Annotated in this window: 21 protein-coding genes, 1 tRNA gene and 1 riboswitch; of the genes, 11 read left to right on the top strand and 11 right to left on the bottom strand. The window is 53.7% G+C overall.

All coding sequences use genetic code 11. The features are described from left to right. The first annotated feature begins 4 nt into the window (after positions 1-4). A complete protein-coding gene (locus tag Q3H59_RS03020; RefSeq protein ID WP_210081101.1) occupies positions 5-1,168 on the top strand; it encodes a glutathionylspermidine synthase family protein in 1,164 nt (387 codons plus the stop codon). A gap of 38 nt (positions 1,169-1,206) precedes the next feature. Here the strand turns inward: Q3H59_RS03020 and ygiD are convergent, their stop codons facing one another. Beyond that, the gene (gene ygiD / locus Q3H59_RS03015; protein ID WP_309833099.1) at positions 1,207-1,992 is read right to left on the bottom strand and encodes a 4,5-DOPA dioxygenase extradiol; all 786 of its coding nucleotides are present in this window, start codon (positions 1,990-1,992) and stop codon (positions 1,207-1,209) included. Positions 1,993-2,265: 273 nt separating this feature from the next. Here ygiD and Q3H59_RS03010 point away from each other — a divergent pair, with 273 nt between their 5' ends. Then, a complete protein-coding gene (locus Q3H59_RS03010; protein WP_309833097.1) occupies positions 2,266-2,649 on the top strand; it encodes a cell wall hydrolase in 384 nt (127 codons plus the stop codon). A gap of 58 nt (positions 2,650-2,707) precedes the next feature. Here the strand turns inward: Q3H59_RS03010 and ribB are convergent, their stop codons facing one another. Further along, complete coding sequence (gene ribB / locus Q3H59_RS03005; protein ID WP_008103416.1) at positions 2,708-3,364, bottom strand: 3,4-dihydroxy-2-butanone-4-phosphate synthase; 657 nt, start codon at positions 3,362-3,364, stop codon at positions 2,708-2,710. A gap of 105 nt (positions 3,365-3,469) precedes the next feature. Next, positions 3,470-3,619, bottom strand: a riboswitch (FMN riboswitch). 171 nt (positions 3,620-3,790) lie between these two features. Here ribB and Q3H59_RS03000 point away from each other — a divergent pair. Further along, positions 3,791-4,096 (top strand): ubiquinone biosynthesis accessory factor UbiK, encoded by a 306-nt coding sequence (locus Q3H59_RS03000; protein WP_110867312.1) that lies wholly within the window; start codon positions 3,791-3,793, stop codon positions 4,094-4,096. 37 nt (positions 4,097-4,133) lie between these two features. Here the strand turns inward: Q3H59_RS03000 and hldE are convergent, their stop codons facing one another. Genes hldE through Q3H59_RS02985 form a run of 3 tightly spaced genes read right to left on the bottom strand, consistent with a single transcriptional unit; the run spans position 4,134 to position 9,812 of the window. After that, the gene (gene hldE, locus Q3H59_RS02995) at positions 4,134-5,558 is read right to left on the bottom strand and encodes a bifunctional D-glycero-beta-D-manno-heptose-7-phosphate kinase/D-glycero-beta-D-manno-heptose 1-phosphate adenylyltransferase HldE (protein WP_222185383.1); all 1,425 of its coding nucleotides are present in this window, start codon (positions 5,556-5,558) and stop codon (positions 4,134-4,136) included. A 59-nt stretch (positions 5,559-5,617) separates the two neighbouring features. Beyond that, on the bottom strand, positions 5,618-8,476 hold the full coding sequence (glnE, locus tag Q3H59_RS02990) for a bifunctional [glutamate--ammonia ligase]-adenylyl-L-tyrosine phosphorylase/[glutamate--ammonia-ligase] adenylyltransferase (RefSeq protein WP_309833093.1): 2,859 nt from the start codon (positions 8,474-8,476) through the stop codon (positions 5,618-5,620). A 25-nt stretch (positions 8,477-8,501) separates the two neighbouring features. Continuing rightward, the gene (locus Q3H59_RS02985; RefSeq protein ID WP_137386557.1) at positions 8,502-9,812 is read right to left on the bottom strand and encodes an inorganic triphosphatase; all 1,311 of its coding nucleotides are present in this window, start codon (positions 9,810-9,812) and stop codon (positions 8,502-8,504) included. 204 nt (positions 9,813-10,016) lie between these two features. Here Q3H59_RS02985 and Q3H59_RS02980 point away from each other — a divergent pair, with 204 nt between their 5' ends. Beyond that, positions 10,017-10,640 carry a TIGR04211 family SH3 domain-containing protein gene (locus tag Q3H59_RS02980; protein ID WP_101762988.1) on the top strand — a complete coding sequence of 208 codons (624 nt, stop codon included), beginning with the start codon at positions 10,017-10,019 and terminating at the stop codon, positions 10,638-10,640. Positions 10,641-10,782: 142 nt separating this feature from the next. Beyond that, a complete protein-coding gene (locus Q3H59_RS02975; RefSeq protein WP_309833090.1) occupies positions 10,783-12,015 on the top strand; it encodes a multifunctional CCA addition/repair protein in 1,233 nt (410 codons plus the stop codon). 18 nt (positions 12,016-12,033) lie between these two features. Here Q3H59_RS02975 and bacA read toward each other — a convergent pair whose 3' ends face one another. Continuing rightward, positions 12,034-12,852 carry an undecaprenyl-diphosphate phosphatase gene (gene bacA / locus Q3H59_RS02970; protein WP_101762986.1) on the bottom strand — a complete coding sequence of 273 codons (819 nt, stop codon included), beginning with the start codon at positions 12,850-12,852 and terminating at the stop codon, positions 12,034-12,036. A gap of 191 nt (positions 12,853-13,043) precedes the next feature. Continuing rightward, the gene (folB, locus tag Q3H59_RS02965) at positions 13,044-13,403 is read right to left on the bottom strand and encodes a bifunctional dihydroneopterin aldolase/7,8-dihydroneopterin epimerase (protein WP_309833087.1); all 360 of its coding nucleotides are present in this window, start codon (positions 13,401-13,403) and stop codon (positions 13,044-13,046) included. Between the two features lie 107 nt (positions 13,404-13,510). Here folB and plsY point away from each other — a divergent pair, with 107 nt between their 5' ends. Continuing rightward, positions 13,511-14,110, top strand: a complete 600-nt coding sequence (plsY, locus tag Q3H59_RS02960; protein WP_101762983.1) for a glycerol-3-phosphate 1-O-acyltransferase PlsY — start codon at positions 13,511-13,513, stop codon at positions 14,108-14,110. 25 nt (positions 14,111-14,135) lie between these two features. Here the strand turns inward: plsY and tsaD are convergent, their stop codons facing one another. Then, entirely contained in the window at positions 14,136-15,149 is a 1,014-nt protein-coding gene (gene tsaD / locus Q3H59_RS02955) for a tRNA (adenosine(37)-N6)-threonylcarbamoyltransferase complex transferase subunit TsaD (protein WP_008103434.1), read from the bottom strand. Between the two features lie 281 nt (positions 15,150-15,430). Between tsaD and rpsU the strand changes: the two genes are divergently transcribed. From rpsU to rpoD, 3 genes are all read left to right on the top strand, one after another. Further along, positions 15,431-15,646, top strand: a complete 216-nt coding sequence (rpsU, locus tag Q3H59_RS02950; protein WP_008103436.1) for a 30S ribosomal protein S21 — start codon at positions 15,431-15,433, stop codon at positions 15,644-15,646. Positions 15,647-15,764: 118 nt separating this feature from the next. Further along, complete coding sequence (gene dnaG / locus Q3H59_RS02945) at positions 15,765-17,510, top strand: DNA primase (RefSeq protein ID WP_192412135.1); 1,746 nt, start codon at positions 15,765-15,767, stop codon at positions 17,508-17,510. A 379-nt stretch (positions 17,511-17,889) separates the two neighbouring features. Then, positions 17,890-19,731 (top strand): RNA polymerase sigma factor RpoD, encoded by a 1,842-nt coding sequence (gene rpoD, locus Q3H59_RS02940; RefSeq protein WP_064738465.1) that lies wholly within the window; start codon positions 17,890-17,892, stop codon positions 19,729-19,731. Between the two features lie 63 nt (positions 19,732-19,794). Here rpoD and mug read toward each other — a convergent pair whose 3' ends face one another. Together mug and Q3H59_RS02930 are read right to left on the bottom strand one after the other, a co-directional pair. Continuing rightward, the gene (gene mug, locus Q3H59_RS02935; protein ID WP_210081095.1) at positions 19,795-20,310 is read right to left on the bottom strand and encodes a G/U mismatch-specific DNA glycosylase; all 516 of its coding nucleotides are present in this window, start codon (positions 20,308-20,310) and stop codon (positions 19,795-19,797) included. Next, positions 20,307-20,894, bottom strand: a complete 588-nt coding sequence (locus tag Q3H59_RS02930) for a TetR/AcrR family transcriptional regulator (RefSeq protein ID WP_192412310.1) — start codon at positions 20,892-20,894, stop codon at positions 20,307-20,309. The genes mug and Q3H59_RS02930 overlap by 4 nt, the downstream gene beginning before the upstream one ends. 134 nt (positions 20,895-21,028) lie before the next feature. On the opposite strand from Q3H59_RS02930, the gene Q3H59_RS02925 reads away from it, so the two are divergent. Both Q3H59_RS02925 and Q3H59_RS02920 read left to right on the top strand, forming a co-directional pair. Further along, positions 21,029-21,811 (top strand): SDR family oxidoreductase, encoded by a 783-nt coding sequence (locus tag Q3H59_RS02925; protein ID WP_309833074.1) that lies wholly within the window; start codon positions 21,029-21,031, stop codon positions 21,809-21,811. Between the two features lie 187 nt (positions 21,812-21,998). Further along, a tRNA-Ile gene (locus tag Q3H59_RS02920) sits at positions 21,999-22,074 on the top strand. 109 nt (positions 22,075-22,183) lie between these two features. On the opposite strand, the gene Q3H59_RS02915 is transcribed toward Q3H59_RS02920, so the two are convergent. Continuing rightward, complete coding sequence (locus Q3H59_RS02915; RefSeq protein ID WP_110867369.1) at positions 22,184-22,888, bottom strand: MgtC/SapB family protein; 705 nt, start codon at positions 22,886-22,888, stop codon at positions 22,184-22,186. Between the last annotated feature and the right edge of the window lie 187 nt (positions 22,889-23,075).

Raw genomic sequence — 23,075 nt, 5'->3', positions numbered from 1 at the left:
CAGCATGCAACGTATTGCAATCCCCGAACGTCCAGACTGGCGTGAAAAAGCCGCGGAATATGGTTTCCAGTTTCACACCATGTATGGCGAACCTTACTGGTGTGAAGATGCGTACTACCAATTCACGCTAGCGCAGGTTGAACAGCTTGAGGATACCACCGCCGAACTGCACCAGATGTGTTTGCAGGCGGTGGAAAAAGTGGTGAACAGTGACGAGCTGCTCACCCGTTTCTGTATTCCTAAGCACACCTGGGACTTTGTGCGTGATTCCTGGAAATTGCGCCAGCCTTCGCTCTATTCGCGCCTCGATCTGGCATGGGATGGCAAAGGTGACGCTAAGCTGCTGGAAAACAACGCGGATACACCAACCTCGCTGTATGAAGCCGCCTTCTTTCAGTGGATTTGGCTGGAAGACCAGGTCAAAGCGGGCAATCTGCCGCAGGGCAGCGACCAGTTCAACAGCCTGCAAGAGAAGCTGATTGAGCGCTTCGCCACGCTGCATCAGCAGTTCGGTTTCAACTGGCTGCACTTCTCCTGCTGCCGTGATACTGAGGAAGATCGCGCCACGGTGCAATATCTGCAGGACTGCGCCACTGAAGCCGGATTGCCGAGCGAGTTTCTCTATATTGACGAGATTGGATTGGGTGAAAGAGGCCAGTTCACCGACGTAAACGATCAGGTTATCAGCAATCTGTTTAAGCTCTATCCATGGGAATTCATGCTGCGCGAAGTGTTTTCTACCAAGCTGGCGGATGCGGGCGTGCGTTGGCTGGAGCCGGCCTGGAAAAGCATCATTTCCAATAAAGCGTTGTTACCGCTGCTGTGGGAAATGTTTCCTAATCATCCCAATTTGCTGCCCGCTTACTTTGCCGATGATAAGAACGCGCCGCAGATGGATAAGTACGTGGTGAAACCGCTATTTTCACGCGAAGGTGCCAATATTCGTATCATTGAAAACGGTCAGGAGATCGCCCGCGCCGATGGTCCGTATGGCGAAGAAGGCATGATTATCCAGCAGTTCTATCAGCTACCGAAATTTGGTGATAGCTATACCTTGATCGGCAGTTGGCTGATTGACGATCAACCTGCGGGCATCGGCTTACGCGAAGATCGTGCCTTGATCACACAGGATCTGTCGCGCTTCTATCCGCATACCTTCATTGAATAAAAGCTGTGCCGCCCGCACCCTTCGGGCGGCCTTGCGCATTAGCCAATCTGCACTGACATCATGCTGATCGCGCCCATCTCCATCCCTTCCACAGGAATGCTGATCGCTTCATCAGCGGCACGCGCGCCAAGAATATAGAGCAGCGGTAGATAGTGTTCAGACGTTGGGTTCGAAAGCTGTGCATCCGGATGCTGCATAAAGTTCACCAATGGGTGATCTGCTGCCTCACCGTGGAAATCCAGATTCTCACGGACAAACTGATTAAAGCTCTCCGCCCACGGATACGCGGTTTCTGCGCCCTGCCAGCGCAGCATACGCAGATTGTGCACCACGTTACCGCTGGCCACGATCATCACACCCTCATCTCGTAATGACGCCAGCTTTTGCCCCAATGCGTAGTGCCATTCAGCAGGTTTAGTGCCGTCGATACTCAGTTGCACCACTGGGATGTCGGCATCGGGATACATTTTTGCCAGCACCCCCCAGGAACCATGATCAAAACCCCACTCCTGATCGGCATGAACGGCGATCGGAGCCAGTAAATTCATCACTTGCTGAGCCAGTTCTGGCGATCCTGGCGCGGGATAGCGCACATCAAATAGCGCCTGTGGGAAACCACCAAAATCATGGATAGTGCGCGGATTATTCATCGCCGTTACCGCCGTGCCGCGTGTGTACCAGTGCGCCGAAACCGCGAGAATCGCACGTGGACGCGGCAAGGTTGCGCCCAATTGCTGCCAGGTTTGGGTATAACGATTATCTTCCAGTACGTTCATCGGGCTGCCGTGACCAAGGAACAGCGCAGGCATGCGTGTAGTGCTCATGATTAATCCTTTGACGAAGTGTCGCTTTGTTAACCGCTACGATACGCGCTTTCGCTGGGGGATTAACGCTGATAAGTATGATGATCTCTGTCAGAGAATTTGAATGATATTGGACGGGGGAATTTGAGACAAGATAGGTCTCAATAATGCGCGCGCTGCTTTTAGATATCAGTGATATAGCCCGCACCTAAGACCGAGCGAGACCGGTCTTGTTACATCCAATGAATCAACTTCATAAACTCCACCCGGTTTTAGAAACATGAGTTGGAATTTATGTTAATTCAGGGAGCAATATTGTGCCTGGCGATGAATATCTACCATGAAGCGCGTGGCGAACCGATTAAAGGACAAATAGCCGTTGGTACGGTGACCATGAACCGGGCCAATTGGGATGTCAAAGAGATCTGTCCTGTGGTGTATGCACCAAAGCAGTTCTCCTGGACGTCTCTCAAAAAGAATCCTTATCGTTATCCACCACATGAAGATAAGAGCTGGCAACGCGCCAGAAAGCTGGCACAGAAGATCGTTGAAGGAGAATTACAGGACGTAACGAAAGGCGCGACCTTTTTCCATGCACATCACGCTAAACCGGCGTGGCGTCATACCTTTCAGCGTACAGTGATAATTGGCAATCACGTGTTTTACGCCAATCGCTAAAACAAAAAAAGAGGCCGGATAGATATCTATCCGGCCTCTTTTTTCTGTATCAATTCAGTTAGCTGGCGTGACGCGTTTCACGCTGACGGCGATACGCCACCAAATCTTCAATGGTGACGACCGGCATATCATGTTGCTTAGCAAACACGATCGCTTCTGGCGCGTGCGCCATGCTGCCATCATCATTGGTCAATTCGCACAGTACGCCCGCAGGTTTGAATCCTGCCAGCGTCACCAGATCGATTGTCGCCTCGGTGTGTCCACCACGCGACAGAACACCGCCTTCACGCGCACGCAGCGGGAACACATGGCCCGGACGGTTAAGGTCTGAAGGCTTCGCGCCATCAGCCACCGCAGCGCGAATCGTGGTGATGCGATCGGCGGCAGAAACACCGGTGGTCACACCGCTTGCAGCTTCGATCGTCACTGTAAAACCGGTGCCGTAAGCGCTGGTATTGGTTTCCACCATCATTGGCAGCTCAAGCTGCTGACGGCGCTCTTCGGTGATGCAGAGGCACACAATACCGCTGCCGTGACGGATGGTTAATGCCATCTGTTCAACGGTCATGGTTTCTGCCGGGAAGATCATGTCACCTTCGTTTTCACGATTTTCATCGTCGAGAACCATTACACCGCGGCCGTTGCGCAGCGCATCAATGGCGCGCTCTACACGCTGTTCAGGCGTGCCAAATTCAGAAAGAAGCGTCTGATTCATGGTAAAAAAACCTTATAAAATATGAGTTACCAGAACCAGGGCGTGCTTAGGAGTGCGTACAAAACACATGGCAAAAACGTGACGCGGGCAAAGCCCGGCTGATGTCGTTACCCTCTCCCATCCGGACTCTAACCGTCGGCTCCGGAATTACACCGGATCTGCTGACCTTTCACATTGCTGTGAGAGCGCTCGCGGGCTTTCAGCTAGAGCTGATTTACCGCCGGTGGGGAATTTCGCCCCGCCCTGAGAATAAGCGTACAAACTATAACGCCAATCATCTGGTCGGGCAATCGACAAAAGTGCAAATGCTTTTGCATTTCCTGCGTTGCGGATTTCAGGTTTAACCTTTTCGTTTCAGGCATTACACTTAATAGCTATTGAGTCCGAACACGCGCAGCTATCGGCCACTGTAACCAGGAAATAATCATGATCGACACGAAAAAAATTGAACAACTGGCTCGCCAGGTACATGAAGCTATGCCGAAAGGGATTCGCGATTTTGGCGATGATGTCGAAAAGAAAATCCGTCAGGTATTGCAGGCGCAGTTGACGCGCATGGACTTGGTTAACCGTGAAGAGTTTGATGTGCAGACGCAGGTTCTGCTGCGTACGCGTGAGAAATTAGCTGCGCTGGAACAGCGCCTGGCGAAGTTAGAAAGTGAAAGTCCAGCGGCACCCGCGCCGGCGATCGTCACGCCAGATCCCGCTGGGAAAATTGATACTCCGCAGTAAGCTCATTGGCGGGAGTTTTCCTCCCGCCTATTCACACTTAATGACTGCGAATAGTTTTGATGATGTTGCTGGTTGAGATGCCATCTTCAAAGTTCAGTACGCGCACGTCACCGCCGTTCGCCCACACTTCTTTGCTTCCCGCAATATCTTCCGGCTTGTAGTCACCGCCTTTTACTAGCAGATCCGGCAGCACTCCCGCAATCAGACGTTGTGGCGTATCCTCTTCAAACAGCACCACCCAATCCACCGCTTCCAGCGCACCCAGCACAATCATGCGGTTTTCTTGCGGATTGACCGGACGCGTTTCGCCTTTCAGACGCTTAGTTGAGGCATCACTGTTAACAGCGACAATCAGGCGATCGCCCAGCTTGCGCGCGTTCGCCAGGTAAGAAACATGGCCAGCGTGCAGGATGTCAAACACGCCGTTGGTCATCACCACTTTCTCACCACGCTGACGCGCTAGCGCAACAGCGGCTTTCAGCTCCGCTTCGGTCATCACACCAAATCCCGTTTCCGGACGGGCGTGAATGGCATTTTCCAGCTCAACAGTGCTGACAGTGGAAGTACCGAGCTTACCGACGACAACGCCAGCAGCAGCGTTGGCAAGGAAACAGGCTTCTTCCAGGCTGTCACCAGCCGCCAGCACCGCGGCTAGCACGCCAATCACCGTATCGCCCGCACCGGTCACGTCATACACTTCCTGCGCCTGCGTAGGCAGATGCAGCGGCGCTTTGCCCGGCTGCAGCAGCGTCATACCGTTTTCAGAACGGGTTACCAACAGCGCGGAGAGCTCATAATCCGCGATTAACTGCATGCCACGGCTGACAATCTCTTCCACGGTTTTGCATTTACCCACAACCGCTTCGAATTCAGACAAATTCGGTGTCAGCAGCGTTGCACCGCGATAACGTTCAAAATCAGTGCCTTTAGGATCAATCAGCACCGGCACTTTAGCTTCACGCGCCAGTTGAATCATGGTCTGCACACTGTTCAACGCGCCTTTGGCGTAGTCAGACAACACCAGCGCACCCGCTTGCGTCAGCGATTGACGCATACGATCGTGAATCGGCTGCGGATCAATCTCCTCAAAACCCTCTTCGAAATCGAGGCGAATCAGCTGCTGATTGCGCGAAAGCACGCGCAATTTGGTGATGGTTGGATGGCTTTGTACCGCCACAAAATCACAGTCGACGTTGACCTTTTGCAGGGTTTCGCTCAACACGCGCGCGGCATCATCGGCGCCGGTCAAGCCAATCAGCCGTGATGCTGCACCGAGCGCAGCAATGTTCATGGCGACGTTTGCCGCGCCGCCTGGACGCTCTTCAATGGTATCCACTTTCACCACCGGCACCGGCGCTTCCGGGGAAATACGGCTGGTTGGGCCATACCAATAGCGATCTAACATCACATCGCCGACGACCAGCACAGTGGCCTTGCCAAAAGTGGGCAGTGTTACTTTCATTCAGAGACTCCAACACGGTCAAAATAATGCGCGGGATATTACCACATAAGCCATCAGGCTCACTGTTCCGCGCTGTCAGATTGGATACCGCTTAACCAACGCTGCCAACTGTTGTTGACCACCGCGCGTTCAGCGACAAAGGCTTCAGGCGCCACATGGCCCGGTAATTCCTGCAATGCCAGATGGTGCAGCGCATCACGCAGCGTGACGTACGCATGCGTCAAAGCCTGCGCCTCTTCATCCGGCATAATGCCATGACGCGCCATCAATTCGAAAATGCGGACATTATCCGACCAACGCGTCAACGCTGGCTGATCGGCCGCGTAGCTTAAGACAAGGTATTGCGCGATGAATTCAATGTCGGTGATCCCGCCCTCATCGGTCTTAATTTCCCAGCGACCTTTCTGTTTGTTGCTGAGATGAGCCCGCATTTTTTCGCGCATTTCACGCACTTCTTTTTGCAACGTCTCAACGTCTCGCGGCAGGCAAAGAACGTTACGGCGGATTTCATCAAAGCGTTCACAGAGCGCAGGTTCGCCAAACACGATGCGCGCGCGCACCAGCGCCTGATGTTCCCAGGTCCATGCTTCGCTGCGCTGGTATTCGTTGAAAGCGGAAAAAGTACTGACCAGCATACCCGCCGCGCCAGAAGGACGCAGACGCGCATCCACTTCATACAAAATGCCGGACGACGTGCGCGTGCTAAACAGATGCATTACACGCTGCGCCAGGCGCAGATAGAACTGGCGACCATCAATGACGCGCTCGCCATCGGTTTCCGCATCATCCGGACAATCATGCAGGAACACCAAATCAAGGTCAGAGCTGTAACCCAGCTCCCAACCACCCAGCTTGCCATAACCGACAACCGCAAAACCGCGCTCACTGTCGCTAGTCAAATGCGATGGACGACCATATCGCTGCACCATCATCTGCCAGGCTTGCTGCACCACGGATTCAATAATCGCTTCTGCCAGCCAGGTTAAGTGATCGCTCACTTTCATTACGGGTAGCGTTTCAGCAATATCGGCAGCGGCGATGCGCAGATGCTGCGCCTGTTTAAACTGGCGCAATGCTTCCAACTGCTGCTCTTCGTCATCGGTGGGAATACGCAGCAGATATTGGCGCAGTTCGTCGCGGTAAGCGTCGGTTGCGGTAGGTTGATACAGCGTTGCGGGATCGAGTAACTCATCCAGCAGCAGCGGATAGCGCGCCAATTGGCTGGCAACCATTGGTGACGCGGCACACAGACGAATCAGATGACGCAGCGCGCCGTGATATTCGGTGAGTAATTCCAGATAAGTGCTGCGCGTCAGCACGCCCAGCAACAACGGCGTCAGACGATTCAGCAGCACATCGGCATCTTCGCGCGGACAAACTTCACTGAGCAGACGCGGCATCAACTGGTCGAGCGCCAGACGACCGCGCGGACCAATAGTACGGCGGCTCACATCCTGGCGGAAGTTGTTCAACGCGTTGTAAAGCGCGTGACGCTGCGCATCGTCCAATTGCGGTACCACCGGGATGAGATCGCCCTCTTCCAGCGCGTCCTGCCACAGCCCGGCAAACTCAGCCAACTGCGGCTGATCGTCGACATCCGGTGCATCGTCGCCAATCAGCTCGTCAAAGATGGCGCGCACACCGGCCATTTGCAGCTCAAGCTGCGCCATCAGCGCGGTCCAGTCTGCCGCGCCCATCGCCCAGGCTAAGCGCTGGCGGTCGAGCTCGTTCTCTGGCAGCGTTTGCGTTTGCTCGTCATTAATGCTTTGCAGCAGGTTTTCCAGCCGACGCAGGAACAAATAGGCTTCACGTAGATGATCGACCTGTTTCTGACTTAACAAAGCCAGCTCACCAATCGCTTTGAGCGTAGGGAGCAAAGAGCGCAATTGTAGTGAGCGCTCACGTCCACCGCGAATCAGCTGGAACACCTGCACAATGAATTCCGTTTCACGAATGCCACCGGCGCCGAGCTTAATGTTGTCTTTCAGGCCGCGTCGACGCACCTCGCGCGCGATCATGCCCTTCATGTTACGCAGCGATTGAATCACGCTGAAATCGATATAGCGGCGATAGACGAACGGCCGCAGCATTTGCTGCAATTCCTGACTCCAGTGGCCGTGATCGTCGCCCATCAGCCGGGCTTTGACCATTGCATAGCGTTCCCAGTCGCGGCCCTGCTCCTGATAATAATCTTCCAGTGCCGCGAAACTCAGCACCAGCGGACCGCTATCACCAAACGGACGCAGGCGCATGTCCACGCGATAGACAAATCCATCCACCGTTGGTTGATCGAGCACTTTGATCAGCCGCTGCCCCATGCGCGTGAAGAATTGCGCATTGTCGAGCTCGCGCCGTCCACCTTGGGTTACGCCGTTTTCCGGCCAGGCAAAAATCAGATCGATATCAGAAGAGAAGTTGAGTTCACAGCCGCCGAGTTTACCCATGCCGAGAATCAGCATCGGCTGGGCTTCACCCGCTTCATTGCATGGCGTACCAAAGTCGCGGCTGCAATCCTGCCAAACCCAGTCGCGCGCGGCAGCGATGAGGATTTCCGCCAGCGTGCTGAGTTGCTGCAAACTTTGTTCGGTAGTGGCATGTTGCAGCGCCTGCATCCAGGCGATGCGCACCAGCATATGACGACGGAACAAACGCAGTTCACGCATCAGGGAGGTTTCATTTTCAACTGAGTGCAGCACGTCATTCAGCCAGCGGGCATAGTGCTGCCACTCATCTGGCGCAGGCGCTTGCTGTTGCAGATGCTGCCACCATTCGGGATGCTGCTGCAGGTTATCGAGGATAAAGTCACTAAAGGTCAGCGCGCCCGCCTGTTCTGGCGTGAACGCTGAGGATGGCAAATTAAGTCGCTCTGCCACATTAGCCAACTGCGCCTGCATGAGCGCCGGTAACGGTAACAACATCTTCTCTCCCTGATTGGATTTTTCGTTAGCGTTTGATTCCGCTATTGAGCCAGAAAGGTGCGGGGCGCACGGCCAGGTTAACCAGATGCATTAAGCCACGTTCCTGCTTCTCTCGAATCGCATGCTGTAACTCCAGCCAACCGTCCAGCCAAACATTCACCTCTTCGGCCGGATAAGCACCCGCCAGCAGGTTCACCGCCAACAGCTGGCGATTCAGGCGCGTCGCTTTATCCTGGAACTCATTAAACAGTTGAACATCAACGAATGTTTCTCTGAGATCGGCGGCAATACGACTTAGCATAATATCGCTGAAGCGCTTGAACGATCCCTGCAGCTTGCTTTTGCTCTTGTCGTCGAGCCATTTTTGCCACTGCGACTCGACCAGCCAGTGAGTAAGTGCTAACTGAGCCTCAACCGAAGTTAACGAAAAGCAGGTAGCTTCAGCATTGTTCTCATCATCGGCCAGCAACTCTTCCTGACGGGTTAATTTCTGGCGCAGATCGCTGCTGGCTTTGCGTGGCACCAACGCACCAAACAGTGAGAACGCCTGACGCAGCGTTTCCAGCGCATCAATTACCGCTGCTTTGGCATCTTTATTACCACGCAGCCACACTTCTTCGTGATATTGCCAATGATTCAGTGCCGCAGTCATTGCGTTGATCATGCCCTGCTCAACCGACGCTTTCGCGGCGATTTTCTGCAGTGGCAACGTACGGATGGGGCGCGGTAAGTTACCCTGCGCCAACTGATAGCCGCGCGCGGCTTTGCTCAGGCTGCCGAGACGTAAGCCGCCCATCGTAATCAGCGCTTCAGCGAACTTCAGCATGTCATCGCGTTGACCACTTTTGAGCTCCAGCTCGACTTCATAAAGCGGTTCGCTGAATTCACCGGCAGCGACTTCGCCGCGGTCAAACGCCACTTCAATTTCGCTGTCGCCAAATTGCACCAGCCAGGCTTCGCGCTGGAAATGAGTGCTGAACAGCGGCTGCAGGCGCGATTGCAGTGCAGCAATATCGGTGCCCTGCGGCCAAATCTCGGCTGGCAGGCGCGCGATATCCAGCTGCGGCTCCGTGAGATCAACATTGTATTCCGGACGCTGGTGCAGACCGCCAACGGTTTTACCGGCCGCTTTCAGCGTCATTTCATAGCGTTGGTCAACGCCACGAATGCGCAGGCCCATGTCCCAGCGACGCAGTTGGTTGTCGTCGGTTTCATAATAGATATTGGTCAGCTCGCGTGCGGCGAAGTGCTGATGTGGCCACGCGGCAAGCTTTTCCGCCAGTTTTTCGGCGGCTTGCGGTGTAGCAATGAACTTTAATTCGATTTCGATGGTCATAATTTTTTATTCAATACGCTGCTGGCACTTACGAGTTTAATCTGGCGAAGAGTAATGCACCGGAAGCCCGCTGTCTCCGCTTTCTTGTGCTTTTACGACCCTTTTCGCACCGGATTGAGACCAGGATAGTTCTCATTCAGATTTTTGAGAAGCGTCTCCAGACTGTGCCGGTAATTTTACGCCATTAAGAAAAAACGACATCGAATGAAAAAAATCACACTTGCTGCCCTTTCTTTGCTGGCTTTCAGCGCCATCACACCTGCTCATGCTGCTGACGAAAAACGCTACATCTCCGATGAATTATCCACTTGGGTGCGCAGCGGTCCGGGCGATCAATATCGCCTGATCGGTAAGCTGAACGCCGGAGAGGAAGTGACCTTGCTGCAGACCAATAACGACTCTCAATATGGTCAGATTCGTGATGCAGAAGGCAAAACTAACTGGATTCCACTGTCGCAACTGAGCGCCAGTCCTAGCCTGCGTACCCGCGTACCGCAACTGGAGCAGCAGGTTAAAGATCTGACGGCCAAGCTAGCGAATATTGACAACAGCTGGAATCAGCGCACTTCTGAGATGCAGAACAAAGTCGCCAACAGCGACGGCACCATTGATGGCCTGAAAGCGGAGAATCAGAAGCTGAAAAATGAGCTGATTGTCGCGCAGAAGAAAGTCAGCGCCGCCAATGTGCAACTGGATGACAAGCAGCGCACCATCATCATGCAGTGGTTTATGTATGGCGGCGGCGTGCTGGGCGTTGGTCTGCTGTTGGGTCTGTTGCTGCCGCATATGGTGCCGCGTCGTAAGAAAAACGATCGCTGGATGAACTAACGCGCCACGCAGATTTGTTCTTTTATTTAAGGGGATCGTAAGATGCCCTTTTTGGCGTGCCCGACATTTAGCCAAAGTATGCAACAATAAAGTAACAAGCGTGTTCAGCACGCAATTTTTGATCTGCCTCTGGAGTGGTTGAGTGAAGACGTTTCTGGTCGGTGGCGCAGTGCGCGATGCCTTACTGCGTTTGCCGGTAAAAGATAGAGATTGGGTTGTAGTAGGCGCGACGCCAGATGCGATGCTGGCAGATGGTTATCAGCAGGTTGGCCGGGATTTTCCGGTTTTTTTGCATCCGCGAAGCCGTGAAGAGTATGCGCTGGCGCGTACTGAACGCAAAAGCGGCAACGGTTACACCGGCTTTGTGACGCAGTTCGCGCCGGATGTCACGCTCGAGCAAGATTTGCAGCGCCGCGATCTCACCATCAATGCCATCGCTCAAAGCGACAGCGGCGAGCTGATTGATCCATATGGCGGTCAGCGCGACCTGGCGAAACGCCAGCTGCGCCATGTTTCCACCGCCTTTAACGAAGATCCGCTGCGTGTACTGCGCGTGGCGCGTTTCGCCGCCCGCTTTGCCCATCTGAATTTCCGTATTGCTGATGAAACCCAGGCGCTGATGCGCGAAATGGCGGTCAGCGGCGAACTGGCGCATCTCACCGCAGAACGGGTGTGGAAAGAGACGGAAAAAGCGCTGCTGACGCGCAATCCACAGGTCTATTTCCAGGTATTACGTGATTGCGGCGCGCTGCAGGTGCTGTTCCCGGAAATCGATAATCTTTATGGCATTCCGGCCCCGATCAAATGGCATCCCGAGATTGATACCGGCATCCATGCGCTGATGACGCTGGCGATGTCCGCTGCGCTCTCGGATCAGCTTGATGTGCGTTTCGCTACGCTGTTCCACGATGTCGGTAAGGCGCTGACGCCAGCAGAAAAATGGCCGAGCCATCATGGTCATGGCCTCGCGGGCGTGCCGATTGTTGAAGCGCTGTGCCAGCGCCTGCGCGTGCCGAATCAGGTGCGTGATTTGGCGTTAGTGGTGACCGAATTCCATGACGTGGTGCACACCATTGAGCGCCAGCCCGCTGACGCGTTAATCGCGCTTTTTGATCGAATTGATGCCTGGCGCAAGCCAGATCGCGTGGAGAAGATGGCGCTGACCAGCGAAGCGGATGCGCGCGGGCGTGCGGGTCTGGAAAGCATGACTTATCCACAAGGCGACTATTTGCGTCAGGCGTTTGCGCTGGCGCAAGCGGTGCCAACCAAAGATGTGGTGGCAGCAGGTTTTAAAGGGGCGGAAGTGCGGGAAGAGTTGACGCGTCGGCGTGTGGCGGTGCTGCAGGCGCAATTGATTAACGCGCGGCCAGTGTAACCAGCCGCGCGGGGCAACTTACATAAAGATGGCGTAAACCACGGCCGCAACAATGAAGCGGTAGATAGCGAAAGAGACGAACGAGATACGCTTGATCAGCTCAAGGAACACCTTGATCGCCAGCAGCGCCACGACGAAAGCCGTTACAAAACCGACGGCAAACATTGGGAAATCCTGCATCGTCAGGAAGCCGAGGCTCTTGTAGAGATCCAGTCCGGTGGCGCCAATCATCATCGGCACCGCCAGAATGAACGAGAACTCTGACGCCGCATAACGGCTCACGCCCATCAGCATACCGCCAGAAATCGTTGCACCTGAGCGCGAGAAGCCCGGCCACAGCGCCAGACACTGGAAGCAGCCAATCATAAATGCCTGACGGTAGGTGATATCGTCAACGCCAACCGCTTTCGGCTGCTTCGGCTTGAAGTATTCCGCCACCAGCAGCAGCACACCGCCGACCACCAGCGCATACATCACGTTGATCGGGTTAAACAGCGTTTTGATTTGGTCGTGCAGCAGCAAACCAATCACCACCGCCGGCACCATACCCAACAGAATATGAATCAGGGTTAATTTGCCCGTACCCACGCCTTCATGTTTGACCTCACCGAAGTGAATGCCGATCAAACCAAACAGGCGGCGCCAGAACATCACAACCACAGCCAGAATCGAACCGAGCTGAATCACCACTTCGAAGGTTTCAGCGGTCTGGCCTTCAAAACCCAACAGATGGCCAACAATAATCATGTGGCCCGTGGAAGAGACCGGCAGGAATTCCGTGAGGCCTTCTACAACCCCCAGGATTGCAGCTACCCAAAGCTGGTGAATGTCTGCCATCAAAATATTTCCTCTATCCGTTTTAAACAGTAAAAAGGCGGTCGCAAAGGGCTACCGCCTGAAATTATGCCTGCGTCACGCTGAAGGAAACCTTAAGAAATTCGGTCACTTCCTGCTGGTTAGCGCAACGGTCTCAAGTGAGACACACCATAATTTGGTTTGGTTTCATTGTGATGGCAATCACGGAAGATTTATTTCGGAATAGTCCCGCGCTCAATACGCACGCCAACGCTGGCCGCCTGCGCTACAGCGCCCGGTTTGCCTACCTTTATGCGTACTCCAGGGGTTTTGAAACGATTCATCAACAGATCGGCGATTTCTTCTGCTACCCTTTCGACCAGGGCAAAACGCTGGCCTTGCAGATGATTAAGGATCACTTCCGTGACATCGGCGTAGCTCAGACAATCACTCACATCGTCGCTGGCGGCGGCGTGACGGTTGTCCCACGCCATTTCGACATCGAGCACCAGCTTCTGCTGCATGCCCTGTTCCCAGTCGTAAACGCCAATAGTTGTGAACACGGTAAGCTGCTCGATAAATACGATATCCATGATGTCAGTCTCTGTTTTTGGCTAAGCCGGATACCACTTCCGGCGGATTATGCGTATTATCCACGCTTATCGAGAACAAAACGACCCAAAAGGAACGGTACGACGCTATGAGTGCTATCGCGCTTGGTATGATTATTTTCGCGTATCTTTGCGGCTCGATTTCCAGTGCGATATTGGTCTGTAAACTGGCTGGTTTACCCGATCCGCGCTCGCAAGGCTCAGGCAATCCTGGCGCGACCAACGTTTTGCGCATTGGTGGCAAAGCCGCCGCTGCCGCAGTGCTGATCTTCGATGTGGCAAAAGGCATGCTGCCGGTGTGGATCGCTTATCTGCTGCACGTTGCCCCGCTCTATCTCGGCCTCACGGCGATTGCCGCCTGTCTGGGCCACATCTATCCGGTGTTCTTTCGTTTTCGCGGCGGTAAAGGCGTGGCGACGGCCTTTGGTGCGATTGCACCGATTGGCTGGGATTTGACGGGATTGATGACCGGCACCTGGCTGCTGACGGTGCTGCTAAGCGGCTATTCATCACTTGGCGCGATTGTCAGCGCGCTGATCGCACCGTTTTACGTGTGGTGGTTCAAACCGCAATTCACTTTCCCCGTTTCGATGCTCTCGTGCCTGATTCTGTTGCGGCACCACGACAACATCCAGCGCCTGTGGCGCGGCCAGGAAAATAAGATCTGGAAACGGAATAAGAAGAAATAAAAAAACCGGCGCAAGGCCGGTTTTTTTAGATGGCGGGCAATTCTGCCAGCGGCCAGCGCGGCCGCACGCTGACGCCGAGCCCACCGCTGGTGCCGCCTTTGAGACGCACCATGCCCGCGTAAGCAATCATCGCGCCGTTATCGGTGCAAAACTCAGGGCGTGCGTAAAACACCTCGCCGCCACGCTTTTGCATCATCTCGGCCATGCGCTCACGCAACGTGCGGTTCGCGCTGACGCCACCCGCAATCACCAAACGTTTAAAGCCAGTTTGCTCAAGCGCGCGTTTGCACTTAATCATTAAGGTATCAACCACCGCATCTTCAAATGCGCGGGCGATATCCGCGCGAGCTTGCTCGTCGCCCTGATGCTCGCGAATGGTATTCGCCGCAAAGGTTTTCAGGCCGGAGAAGCTGAAATCCAGCCCCGGACGATCGGTCATTGGCCGCGGGAAGCGGAAACGGTTTGGCGTGCCTTGCTGCGCCATACGCGACAGCATCGGTCCGCCGGGATAATCCAGCCCCAGCAGCTTGGCGGTTTTATCGAACGCTTCGCCAGCCGCATCGTCAATCGATTCGCCCAATAAGGTGTATTCACCAATGCCGGTCACGCTGATCAATTGCGTATGCCCGCCGGAAACCAGCAGCGCGACAAACGGGAATTCCGGCGGATTCTCTTCCAGCATCGGCGCCAGAAGATGCCCTTCCATATGATGGACCGGCACCGCCGGCACATTCCAGGCGAATGCCAACGCTCGGCCAATGGTGGCGCCAACCAGCAGCGCGCCCACCAATCCGGGCCCGGCGGTGTAGGCGACGCCGTCAATCTGTTGTGGCTCAAGGCCCGCTTCTTTCAGTGCCGCCTGAATCAGCGGCACGGTTTTACGGACGTGGTCACGCGATGCCAGTTCCGGCACCACGCCGCCGTAATCGGCATGCAGTTTCACCTGGCTATATAGTTGATTTGCCAGCAGACCGGACGCATCGTCGTAAATCGCGATGCCGGTTTCATCGCAGGACGTTTCAATACCCAGAACTCGCATAGCTTTTATCACCCTCTTCGTGCGGCGCGCAGTGTAACACAGGCAATTCTCACGCCAGAGACTTTGCCCCTGAAAAAGTGTTTTTCTGTCGCACAAAGAGTGCGCTATACTCCACGGCCTGAAAAAACCGGCAGCCGCGATGGCATATGCCCCTGTTGGTTCTAAATTATACATGGTGCTTTACAAGTCGGCCGCGGCTGGAGTAAAATGCTGCACCATTTTGAAATGTGCTGGCGCCGCAGTCAGCAGCAAAAACCGAATTTTATCGAGGTAAGAGTTACATGCCGGTAATTAAAGTACGTGAAAACGAGCCGTTCGACGTAGCACTGCGTCGCTTTAAGCGTTCATGCGAGAAAGCAGGTGTTTTGGCAGAAGTTCGTAGCCGTGAGTTCTACGAGAAGCCTACCACTGAGCGTAAGCGCGCTAAAGCATCTGCAGTTAAGCGTCATGCCAAGAAACTGGCTCGCGAAAACGCACGCCGCACTCGTCTGTACTAATTTCTTGCGGAAGCTTGCTTCCGCCGCGTGATAAACGCAGACAGAGTCAAGTAAAAGGCCGTGCTTTCCGAAAGGAAGCGCGGCTTGTTGTCGTTTATGAGCTGAAAAATCGGGGCTTATGGCTGGACGAATTCCACGCATATTTATCAACGACTTACTTGCCCGCACGGACATCGTGGATATTATCGATGCCCGCGTTAAGCTGAAAAAGCAGGGTAAGAACTATCACGCGTGCTGTCCTTTTCATAACGAGAAAACCCCCTCTTTCACCGTAAGCGGTGAGAAGCAGTTCTATTACTGCTTCGGCTGTGGCGCCAAAGGCAACGCCATCGACTTCCTGATGAATCACGATCGTCTGGAGTTTGTTGAGAGCGTTGAGGAGCTCGCCACGCTTCATGGCTTAGAAGTGCCGTATGAAGCGGGCAACGGTCCTAGCCAGATGGAGCGCCATCAACGTCAAAGTCTTTATCAGTTGCTGGATGGCCTGAACGGCTTCTATCAACAGAGCCTGCGTAATCCACAAGCGCAATCTGCACAGAACTATCTCGCCACGCGCGGTCTTAGTCAGGAAGTGATCGATCACTTCGCTATCGGCTATGCGCCTGCGGGTTGGGATAATGCTCTGAAGCGCTTTGGGCAGCAAAAAGACGATCGCGAATCACTGATGGAAGCGGGCATGTTGGTCAGCAATGACTCTGGCCGCACCTACGATCGCTTCCGCGATCGTGTGATGTTCCCTATTCGTGATAAGCGTGGCCGCGTGATTGGTTTTGGTGGCCGCGTGCTGGGCAACGATACGCCGAAGTATCTGAACTCACCGGAAACACCGATTTTCCATAAAGGCCGCCAGTTATACGGGCTTTATGAAGCGCAGAAAAATCATCCGCAACCCGCGCGTTTGCTGGTTGTCGAAGGTTATATGGACGTGGTGGCGCTGGCGCAGTTTGGCATCGATTATGCCGTAGCTTCGTTGGGCACTTCGACCACCGCTGAACACGTTCAGCTGCTTTATCGCTCAACGGATACCGTGATTTGCTGTTACGACGGTGACCGCGCCGGACGTGAAGCAGCATGGCGTACGCTCGAAACTGCATTGCCTTACATGAATGATGGTCGTCAGCTACGCTTTATGTTTTTGCCCGATGGCGAGGATCCGGACACGCTGGTACGCAAAGAGGGCAAAGCAGCCTTTGAAGCGCGGATGGAGCAGGCGACACCGCTCTCCACGTTTTTGTTCGACAGCCTGATGCCGCAAGTGGATTTGAGTACACGCGATGGCAAGACCAAGCTGGCGACACTGGCGTTACCGCTGATTAGTCAAATTCCCGGTGAAACGCTGCGCATTTATATGCGTCAAACCTTGGGTAATAAACTCGGGATTCTTGACGATAACCAGTTAGACAAGCTGATGCCGAAGCTAGCAGAAAGCGGAGTGCTGCCAACTGCCCCACCGTTGAAGCGCACCACCATGCGCGTATTGATCGCGTTATTAGTGCAGAATCCGCAATTTGCCTCCATCGTGCCTACACTGGATGGACTGGAGCAGTCAAAAATGGCGGGTTTACCGCTATTTGTGGAGTTAGTCAGCCGTTGTACAGAGAATCCTGGCCTGACCACCGGACAGCTACTAGAGTTATATCGCGGAACAAATTTTAGCCAGCCCCTTGAAACACTGGCCACCTGGAACCACATGATAGTGGATGAAGAGGCGGAAGAAGTGTTCCAGGATTCACTGGCGAGCATTTACGATTCCGCACTCGAACAGCGCCTTGAAGCGCTGATCGCACGCGAGCGAACTGAAGGCCTAAGCGCCGTCGAACGCCGCGAATTCTGGGCTTTAAGCCAGGCATTAGCGAAAAAATAAGATTTTAACGGGATCAGAACTGCAAGTACGTTAAAAACGGCATTCTGGCTCAATGATTTCCGGATTGATAGACGCGATAAGCGAAGCCGGAAACACACAGCACAAATTTAGAGGCGTCAACGTCGCAGCCAGTTTCAGTGCTGCCAGCGCACAGCAACCGGAGCGTACTGAAGTACGTGAGGATTGCGAGCACTGCCAGCACTGAAAATGGCAAGTAAGTTAGCCTCGGAAAGAACACAAGCGGCTTAAGTGCCGATTATAGATGGGCTTCAGCCCTGGCCGCGATGTAGGCAGCGGCAAAAACACAACGCCTTCACTGTTATAGTTGGCTCGCGCCGACCGACACCAATCTAATTAACAGAAGTGTGGATACCGTCTTATGGAGCAAAACCCGCAGTCACAGCTTAAGCTACTTGTCACCCGTGGTAAGGAGCAAGGCTATTTGACCTATGCTGAGGTCAATGACCATCTGCCGGAAGATATCGTCGACTCCGATCAGATCGAAGACATCATCCAGATGATTAATGACATGGGTATTCAGGTTGTTGAAGAAGCGCCTGATGCTGATGATCTGATACTGAATGAAAACAGCTCCGATACTGACGAAGATGCCGCAGAAGCCGCCGCTCAGGTTTTATCCAGTGTTGAATCTGAAATTGGCCGTACCACCGACCCGGTGCGCATGTACATGCGCGAAATGGGTACCGTTGAACTGCTGACGCGCGAAGGCGAAATTGATATCGCTAAGCGCATCGAAGACGGTATCAACCAGGTCCAATGCTCTGTAGCCGAATATCCGGAAGCGATCACCTATCTACTCGATCAGTATGATCGCGTTGAAGCGGGCGACTATCGCCTGTCTGACTTGATCATCGGCTTCATCGATCCTAACGCGGAAGAAGATATCGCGCCGACCGCCACGCACGTGGGTTCTGAGTTATCTCAGGAAGATCGTAACGACGATGAAGAAGAAGATGAAGAGGATGACGACAGCTCTGACGACGATAATTCTATCGATCCAGAACTGGCTCGCGAGAAGTTTGGCGACCTGCGTACGCAGTATGAAACCACGCGTACCGTCATCAAAGCTAAAGGTCGCAGCCATGCTGACGCCGTAGCCGAAATCCAGAATCTCTCTGAAGTGTTCAAGCAGTTCCGCCTGGTACCGAAGCAGTTCGATTACCTGGTAAACAATATGCGTGAAATGATGGAGCGCGTGCGTACGCAAGAGCGCCTGATCATGAAGCTGTGTATTGAACTGTGCAAGATGCCGAAGAAAAACTTCATCACGCTGTTCACCGGCAACGAAACCAACCCAAGCTGGTTCAAAGCCGCGCTGGCAATGAACAAACCATGGTCTGAGAAGCTGCTGGAAGTTGAAGATGATGTGAATCGTTCGCTGTACAAACTGCAGCAGATCGAAGAAGAAACCGGCTTGACCATCGAGCAGGTGAAGGACATTAACCGTCGCATGTCTATCGGCGAAGCGAAAGCGCGCCGTGCGAAGAAAGAGATGGTTGAAGCAAACTTACGTCTGGTTATCTCTATCGCCAAGAAATACACCAACCGTGGTCTGCAGTTCCTCGATTTGATTCAGGAAGGCAACATCGGTCTGATGAAAGCCGTTGATAAGTTTGAATATCGTCGTGGTTATAAGTTCTCAACTTACGCTACATGGTGGATCCGTCAGGCTATCACCCGCTCTATCGCTGACCAGGCGCGCACCATCCGTATTCCGGTGCATATGATTGAGACCATCAACAAACTCAACCGTATTTCGCGTCAGATGCTGCAGGAGATGGGTCGCGAACCGACGCCGGAAGAGCTGGCTGAACGTATGCTGATGCCTGAAGATAAGATCCGCAAAGTGCTGAAAATCGCTAAAGAGCCGATCTCTATGGAGACGCCGATTGGTGATGATGAAGATTCGCATCTGGGCGATTTTATCGAAGACACCACGCTGGAGCTGCCGCTGGATTCCGCAACCTCGGAAAGCCTGCGCTCAGCGACCCACGACGTGTTGGCTGGCCTGACCGCGCGCGAAGCGAAAGTTTTGCGTATGCGTTTCGGTATCGATATGAACACCGACCACACGTTGGAAGAGGTTGGCAAACAGTTTGATGTAACGCGTGAACGTATTCGTCAGATCGAAGCCAAGGCGCTGCGTAAACTGCGTCACCCAAGCCGCTCAGAAGTACTGCGTAGCTTCCTCGACGATTAATCGTTGTCGAGATGAAAAAACCCTGGCTTGCCGGGGTTTTTTATTGCCTGAAGAATAGCTCTTTCACGCGTTGTTCTGCAGCCAATCATGCAGTTTGCGATAGGATGCGGCCATCTCTTCCAGCGTCGCACGATTTAACCCGCTCGGATTAGGCAGCACCCACAAACGCGTTTCACCCAGCGTTTGCGGCTGCTCGCCCCACTCAACTTTGCGCTGACGAAACGCTTTCTGAAAAGCATCCTTGCCCAACACCGCCAACGCACGCGGCTGATAATGGAGAATTTTTTGCTGCAGGCGTGAACCACCGTCGCGTAATTCATCGCCGTCCAACTCGTTAGCCTGCACCGTTGGACGCTCCACCAGCATGGTGATGCCACAGCCGGTTTCCAGCAGCCGCTGCTCCTGCTCGGGCTTAAGTAACTCGCGCGTAAAGCCGGCTTGGTAAATCACCTTCCAAAAGCGATTGCCGGGATGCGCAAAATGAAATCCGGTGTGCGCTGACGATTTGCCCGGATTGATGCCACAAAACAGTACCTGTAAATCAGGCGCAATAATGTCGCGGATATCGTGCTCGCTCATGCCATCTCCAGTCCGGCGCGTTGTTTTACCGACCGACGACTGCTCGCCAGCATCGTACGTGCTTCCTCGTCGTCCGGACAAGCGCGTGCCATTGCCACCGCGCCAACCATCTCAGCCAACATGGTGGTCGCGGCGTCATCCGCATGCGGATGGTTAAGTTCATGTAGCGTCAACGCCAGGCGCTGCCGCATCGCTTCTCGGCGCTGGGAAAATAGTGTGCGCGCCTCAACCGATAAATGTGCCATTTCACTCACCAGCGCAGGCAGCGGACAGCCTTCACCCGGCGTGTTGCAATGATGCTCGGATAAATAGCTATCGATTAACTGACTCAGTCGTTCAGCGGGATCGTTAATTGAGGTGATATCCGCAAAGCGGCGCGCCGAATCGGCAAACATCTCAGCGATCACCGCTTGCACTAAATCTTCGCGCGAGGCGAAGTGGGCATAAAAGCCGCCGTGCGTTAAGCCCACGCGCTTCATCAGCGCCGCGACACCGATGCTTTCAGTGCCGTTCTCGCGCATTACCACAGAGGCTTCATCCAGAATGCGCTGTCGCGTACGCGCTTTATGGCTCAGCTTTTCCATCTTCATTGACTCCGATATCGTTGATAGCAATCAGTGTAATTATTACAACCATCATATTCTAGCTTGACGATAAATATTATGATCGTCATATTAAACCTCGTAAATATGACAACCATCATTTAAAGGAATACACCATGTCACAACACCTGGCTTTAATCACCGGCGCATCAAGCGGAATTGGCGCGACCTATGCAAAACAGCTGGCAGCACGCGGCACAAACTTGATTCTGGTGGCGCGCGATGCAGCCAGGCTCAATCTGTTGGCGCAATCTTTGCGTGAATCACATGGCGTTGAAGTCAGCGTGTTAGCGGCCGATCTCACCAACCATGATGATTTGCAAAGAGTCGATCACGAAATCCAGCAAAATAAAGCGATAACTCTGCTGGTAAACAATGCGGGCATGACGGTTGAAGGTGAATTCATCGACGGTGACATCGCGAAAATTCAAACAATGCTGACGTTAAATATCGTGGCGCTGACACAGCTGGCCCACACTGCTGCGCAGGCGTTTCGTGCACGTCGCAATGGTACGATAGTGAATATTGCTTCAGTGCTAGCGCTAGTGAGCGAATCGGCGAATGGCGCGTACAACGCCAGCAAAGCGTATGTGCTTTCCCTGACCCGTAATTTGCATCGTGAATTAGCCGAAAGCGGTGTGCGTATGCAGGCGGTGTTGCCAGGCTTAACGCGTACCGAGATCTTCGAGCGCGCAGGAAAATCCATTAACGAAATTCCCGCTGAGATGCTGATGGAAGTGGATGATTTAGTCTCGGCTGCGCTACGTGGACTTGATGCCGGCGAGTTGGTGACCATCCCATCCGTTGAAGATGTGCAGCTTTGGCAGAGCTATGAAGAAGCACGCATCGCCATATTGCCGTTCATCTCGCTTAACAAGCCTGCATCACGCTATTTGTAGCATAAGAAAACTTTCGAATGAGCCTGGTCTCAAAAACCAATGCTGGTTGGGCGCTTAATAAGCGTAGAGCGTGGGACGATAGAATTTTCTTTTGAGATCAATGAGTCAGCTATTGCTGTAATTTTCACCATCCAAATGGCGAACTCTGGATCACCCTAACAAGATACTCTATAATCCCCGCTCCGCTGGCCCCTTAGCTCAGTGGTTAGAGCAGGCGACTCATAATCGCTTGGTCGCTGGTTCAAACCCAGCAGGGGCCACCAAATTTAGCGATGAAAATCATGCAGTTAAGCCACCTTTTGAGGTGGCTTTTTGTTTGTCATTCATAGTGGCGATCAAATGGCGATACGTTTTCTAAAGCACATCTAAATATCAATCACGCTCCAACTCATTCACCTGCCACCGCACCGAACTTACGCCCTTTTCCAGACTGATGCGGCTCACCAGGCTTTCCAGCTGATCGGTTAATGTTGGATTGCCAATCACCTCAGCATTCACCTCCATGCGATGCGGCGGATCCAAATCCTCACTGTGCAGTGATTGCAGGCGCAATCCGCTGCCGCCCAGCGTGTGCAGCATTAGGCTGCGAACCTGAACCTCATCCTGCGCGAGGCAGATGATTTGTACTTTATAGTGTTGCATCGCTTCGGCTGCTGAGACGATGGTTTGGCGGTTGATACCCAAGGCCAGTTCACGCAGCAGTATATTCGCGCACAGGATCACCATGCAGCCGAGGGCCGCCTCCAGCAGCAATCCCATGCTGCACAGCACGCCAATGGCCGCGGTGCACCATAAGGTGGCGGCGGTATTCAATCCGCGGATGTTCAAGCCATCGCGCATGATCACTCCGCCGCCGAGGAAACCGATACCGGAAACCACATAAGCCGCAACGCGTGACGCATCCGTAGCGATGCCGGGCACGCTTTGTGTCATCAGAACGAAGAGACAAGCGCCGGTGCTCACCAACGCATTGGTGCGTAATCCGGTCATGCGTTGACGTAGTTGGCGCTCACTGCCGATCAGCGCACCCAAAACCAGCGCGACGGTGACGCGCAGTAAAAAGATTTTCCAATCCATGATAGACCTCAATCCGCAGCTTTCTGTTTGCGGAACAAAAGATTAATAAATGGATTACAGACAGTGCGAATACCGCTGGGAACCAGCCGCATTGTGCTTATGAAAAGTGGTGATTCTGGAAGGAAATTCACCGTCTTAACGCGCAGTTAAGACAGCGTGAAGGCTATCTTACCGCGAGGTCCTGCTG

The sequence above is a fragment of the Pantoea sp. SORGH_AS_0659 genome, assembly GCF_031453915.1.
GTDB lineage: Bacteria > Pseudomonadota > Gammaproteobacteria > Enterobacterales > Enterobacteriaceae > Pantoea > Pantoea leporis.
The sequence above is the reverse complement of the archived record's forward strand: the minus strand, read 5'-3'. Positions and strand labels throughout refer to the sequence as shown.

What these genes read in the sequence shown, in the direction of transcription:
- Q3H59_RS03020 (WP_210081101.1), top strand. Translation starts at nt 5, where the DNA reads ATGCAACGTATTGCAATCCCCGAACGTCCAGACTGGCGTGAAAAAGCC.
- ygiD (WP_309833099.1), bottom strand. Translation starts at nt 1,992, where the DNA reads ATGAGCACTACACGCATGCCTGCGCTGTTCCTTGGTCACGGCAGCCCG.
- Q3H59_RS03010 (WP_309833097.1), top strand. Translation starts at nt 2,266, where the DNA reads ATGTTAATTCAGGGAGCAATATTGTGCCTGGCGATGAATATCTACCAT.
- ribB (WP_008103416.1), bottom strand. Translation starts at nt 3,364, where the DNA reads ATGAATCAGACGCTTCTTTCTGAATTTGGCACGCCTGAACAGCGTGTA.
- Q3H59_RS03000 (WP_110867312.1), top strand. Translation starts at nt 3,791, where the DNA reads ATGATCGACACGAAAAAAATTGAACAACTGGCTCGCCAGGTACATGAA.
- hldE (WP_222185383.1), bottom strand. Translation starts at nt 5,558, where the DNA reads ATGAAAGTAACACTGCCCACTTTTGGCAAGGCCACTGTGCTGGTCGTC.
- glnE (WP_309833093.1), bottom strand. Translation starts at nt 8,476, where the DNA reads ATGTTGTTACCGTTACCGGCGCTCATGCAGGCGCAGTTGGCTAATGTG.
- Q3H59_RS02985 (WP_137386557.1), bottom strand. Translation starts at nt 9,812, where the DNA reads ATGACCATCGAAATCGAATTAAAGTTCATTGCTACACCGCAAGCCGCC.
- Q3H59_RS02980 (WP_101762988.1), top strand. Translation starts at nt 10,017, where the DNA reads ATGAAAAAAATCACACTTGCTGCCCTTTCTTTGCTGGCTTTCAGCGCC.
- bacA (WP_101762986.1), bottom strand. Translation starts at nt 12,852, where the DNA reads ATGGCAGACATTCACCAGCTTTGGGTAGCTGCAATCCTGGGGGTTGTA.
- folB (WP_309833087.1), bottom strand. Translation starts at nt 13,403, where the DNA reads ATGGATATCGTATTTATCGAGCAGCTTACCGTGTTCACAACTATTGGC.
- plsY (WP_101762983.1), top strand. Translation starts at nt 13,511, where the DNA reads ATGAGTGCTATCGCGCTTGGTATGATTATTTTCGCGTATCTTTGCGGC.
- tsaD (WP_008103434.1), bottom strand. Translation starts at nt 15,149, where the DNA reads ATGCGAGTTCTGGGTATTGAAACGTCCTGCGATGAAACCGGCATCGCG.
- rpsU (WP_008103436.1), top strand. Translation starts at nt 15,431, where the DNA reads ATGCCGGTAATTAAAGTACGTGAAAACGAGCCGTTCGACGTAGCACTG.
- dnaG (WP_192412135.1), top strand. Translation starts at nt 15,765, where the DNA reads ATGGCTGGACGAATTCCACGCATATTTATCAACGACTTACTTGCCCGC.
- rpoD (WP_064738465.1), top strand. Translation starts at nt 17,890, where the DNA reads ATGGAGCAAAACCCGCAGTCACAGCTTAAGCTACTTGTCACCCGTGGT.
- mug (WP_210081095.1), bottom strand. Translation starts at nt 20,310, where the DNA reads ATGAGCGAGCACGATATCCGCGACATTATTGCGCCTGATTTACAGGTA.
- Q3H59_RS02930 (WP_192412310.1), bottom strand. Translation starts at nt 20,894, where the DNA reads ATGGAAAAGCTGAGCCATAAAGCGCGTACGCGACAGCGCATTCTGGAT.
- Q3H59_RS02925 (WP_309833074.1), top strand. Translation starts at nt 21,029, where the DNA reads ATGTCACAACACCTGGCTTTAATCACCGGCGCATCAAGCGGAATTGGC.
- Q3H59_RS02915 (WP_110867369.1), bottom strand. Translation starts at nt 22,888, where the DNA reads ATGGATTGGAAAATCTTTTTACTGCGCGTCACCGTCGCGCTGGTTTTG.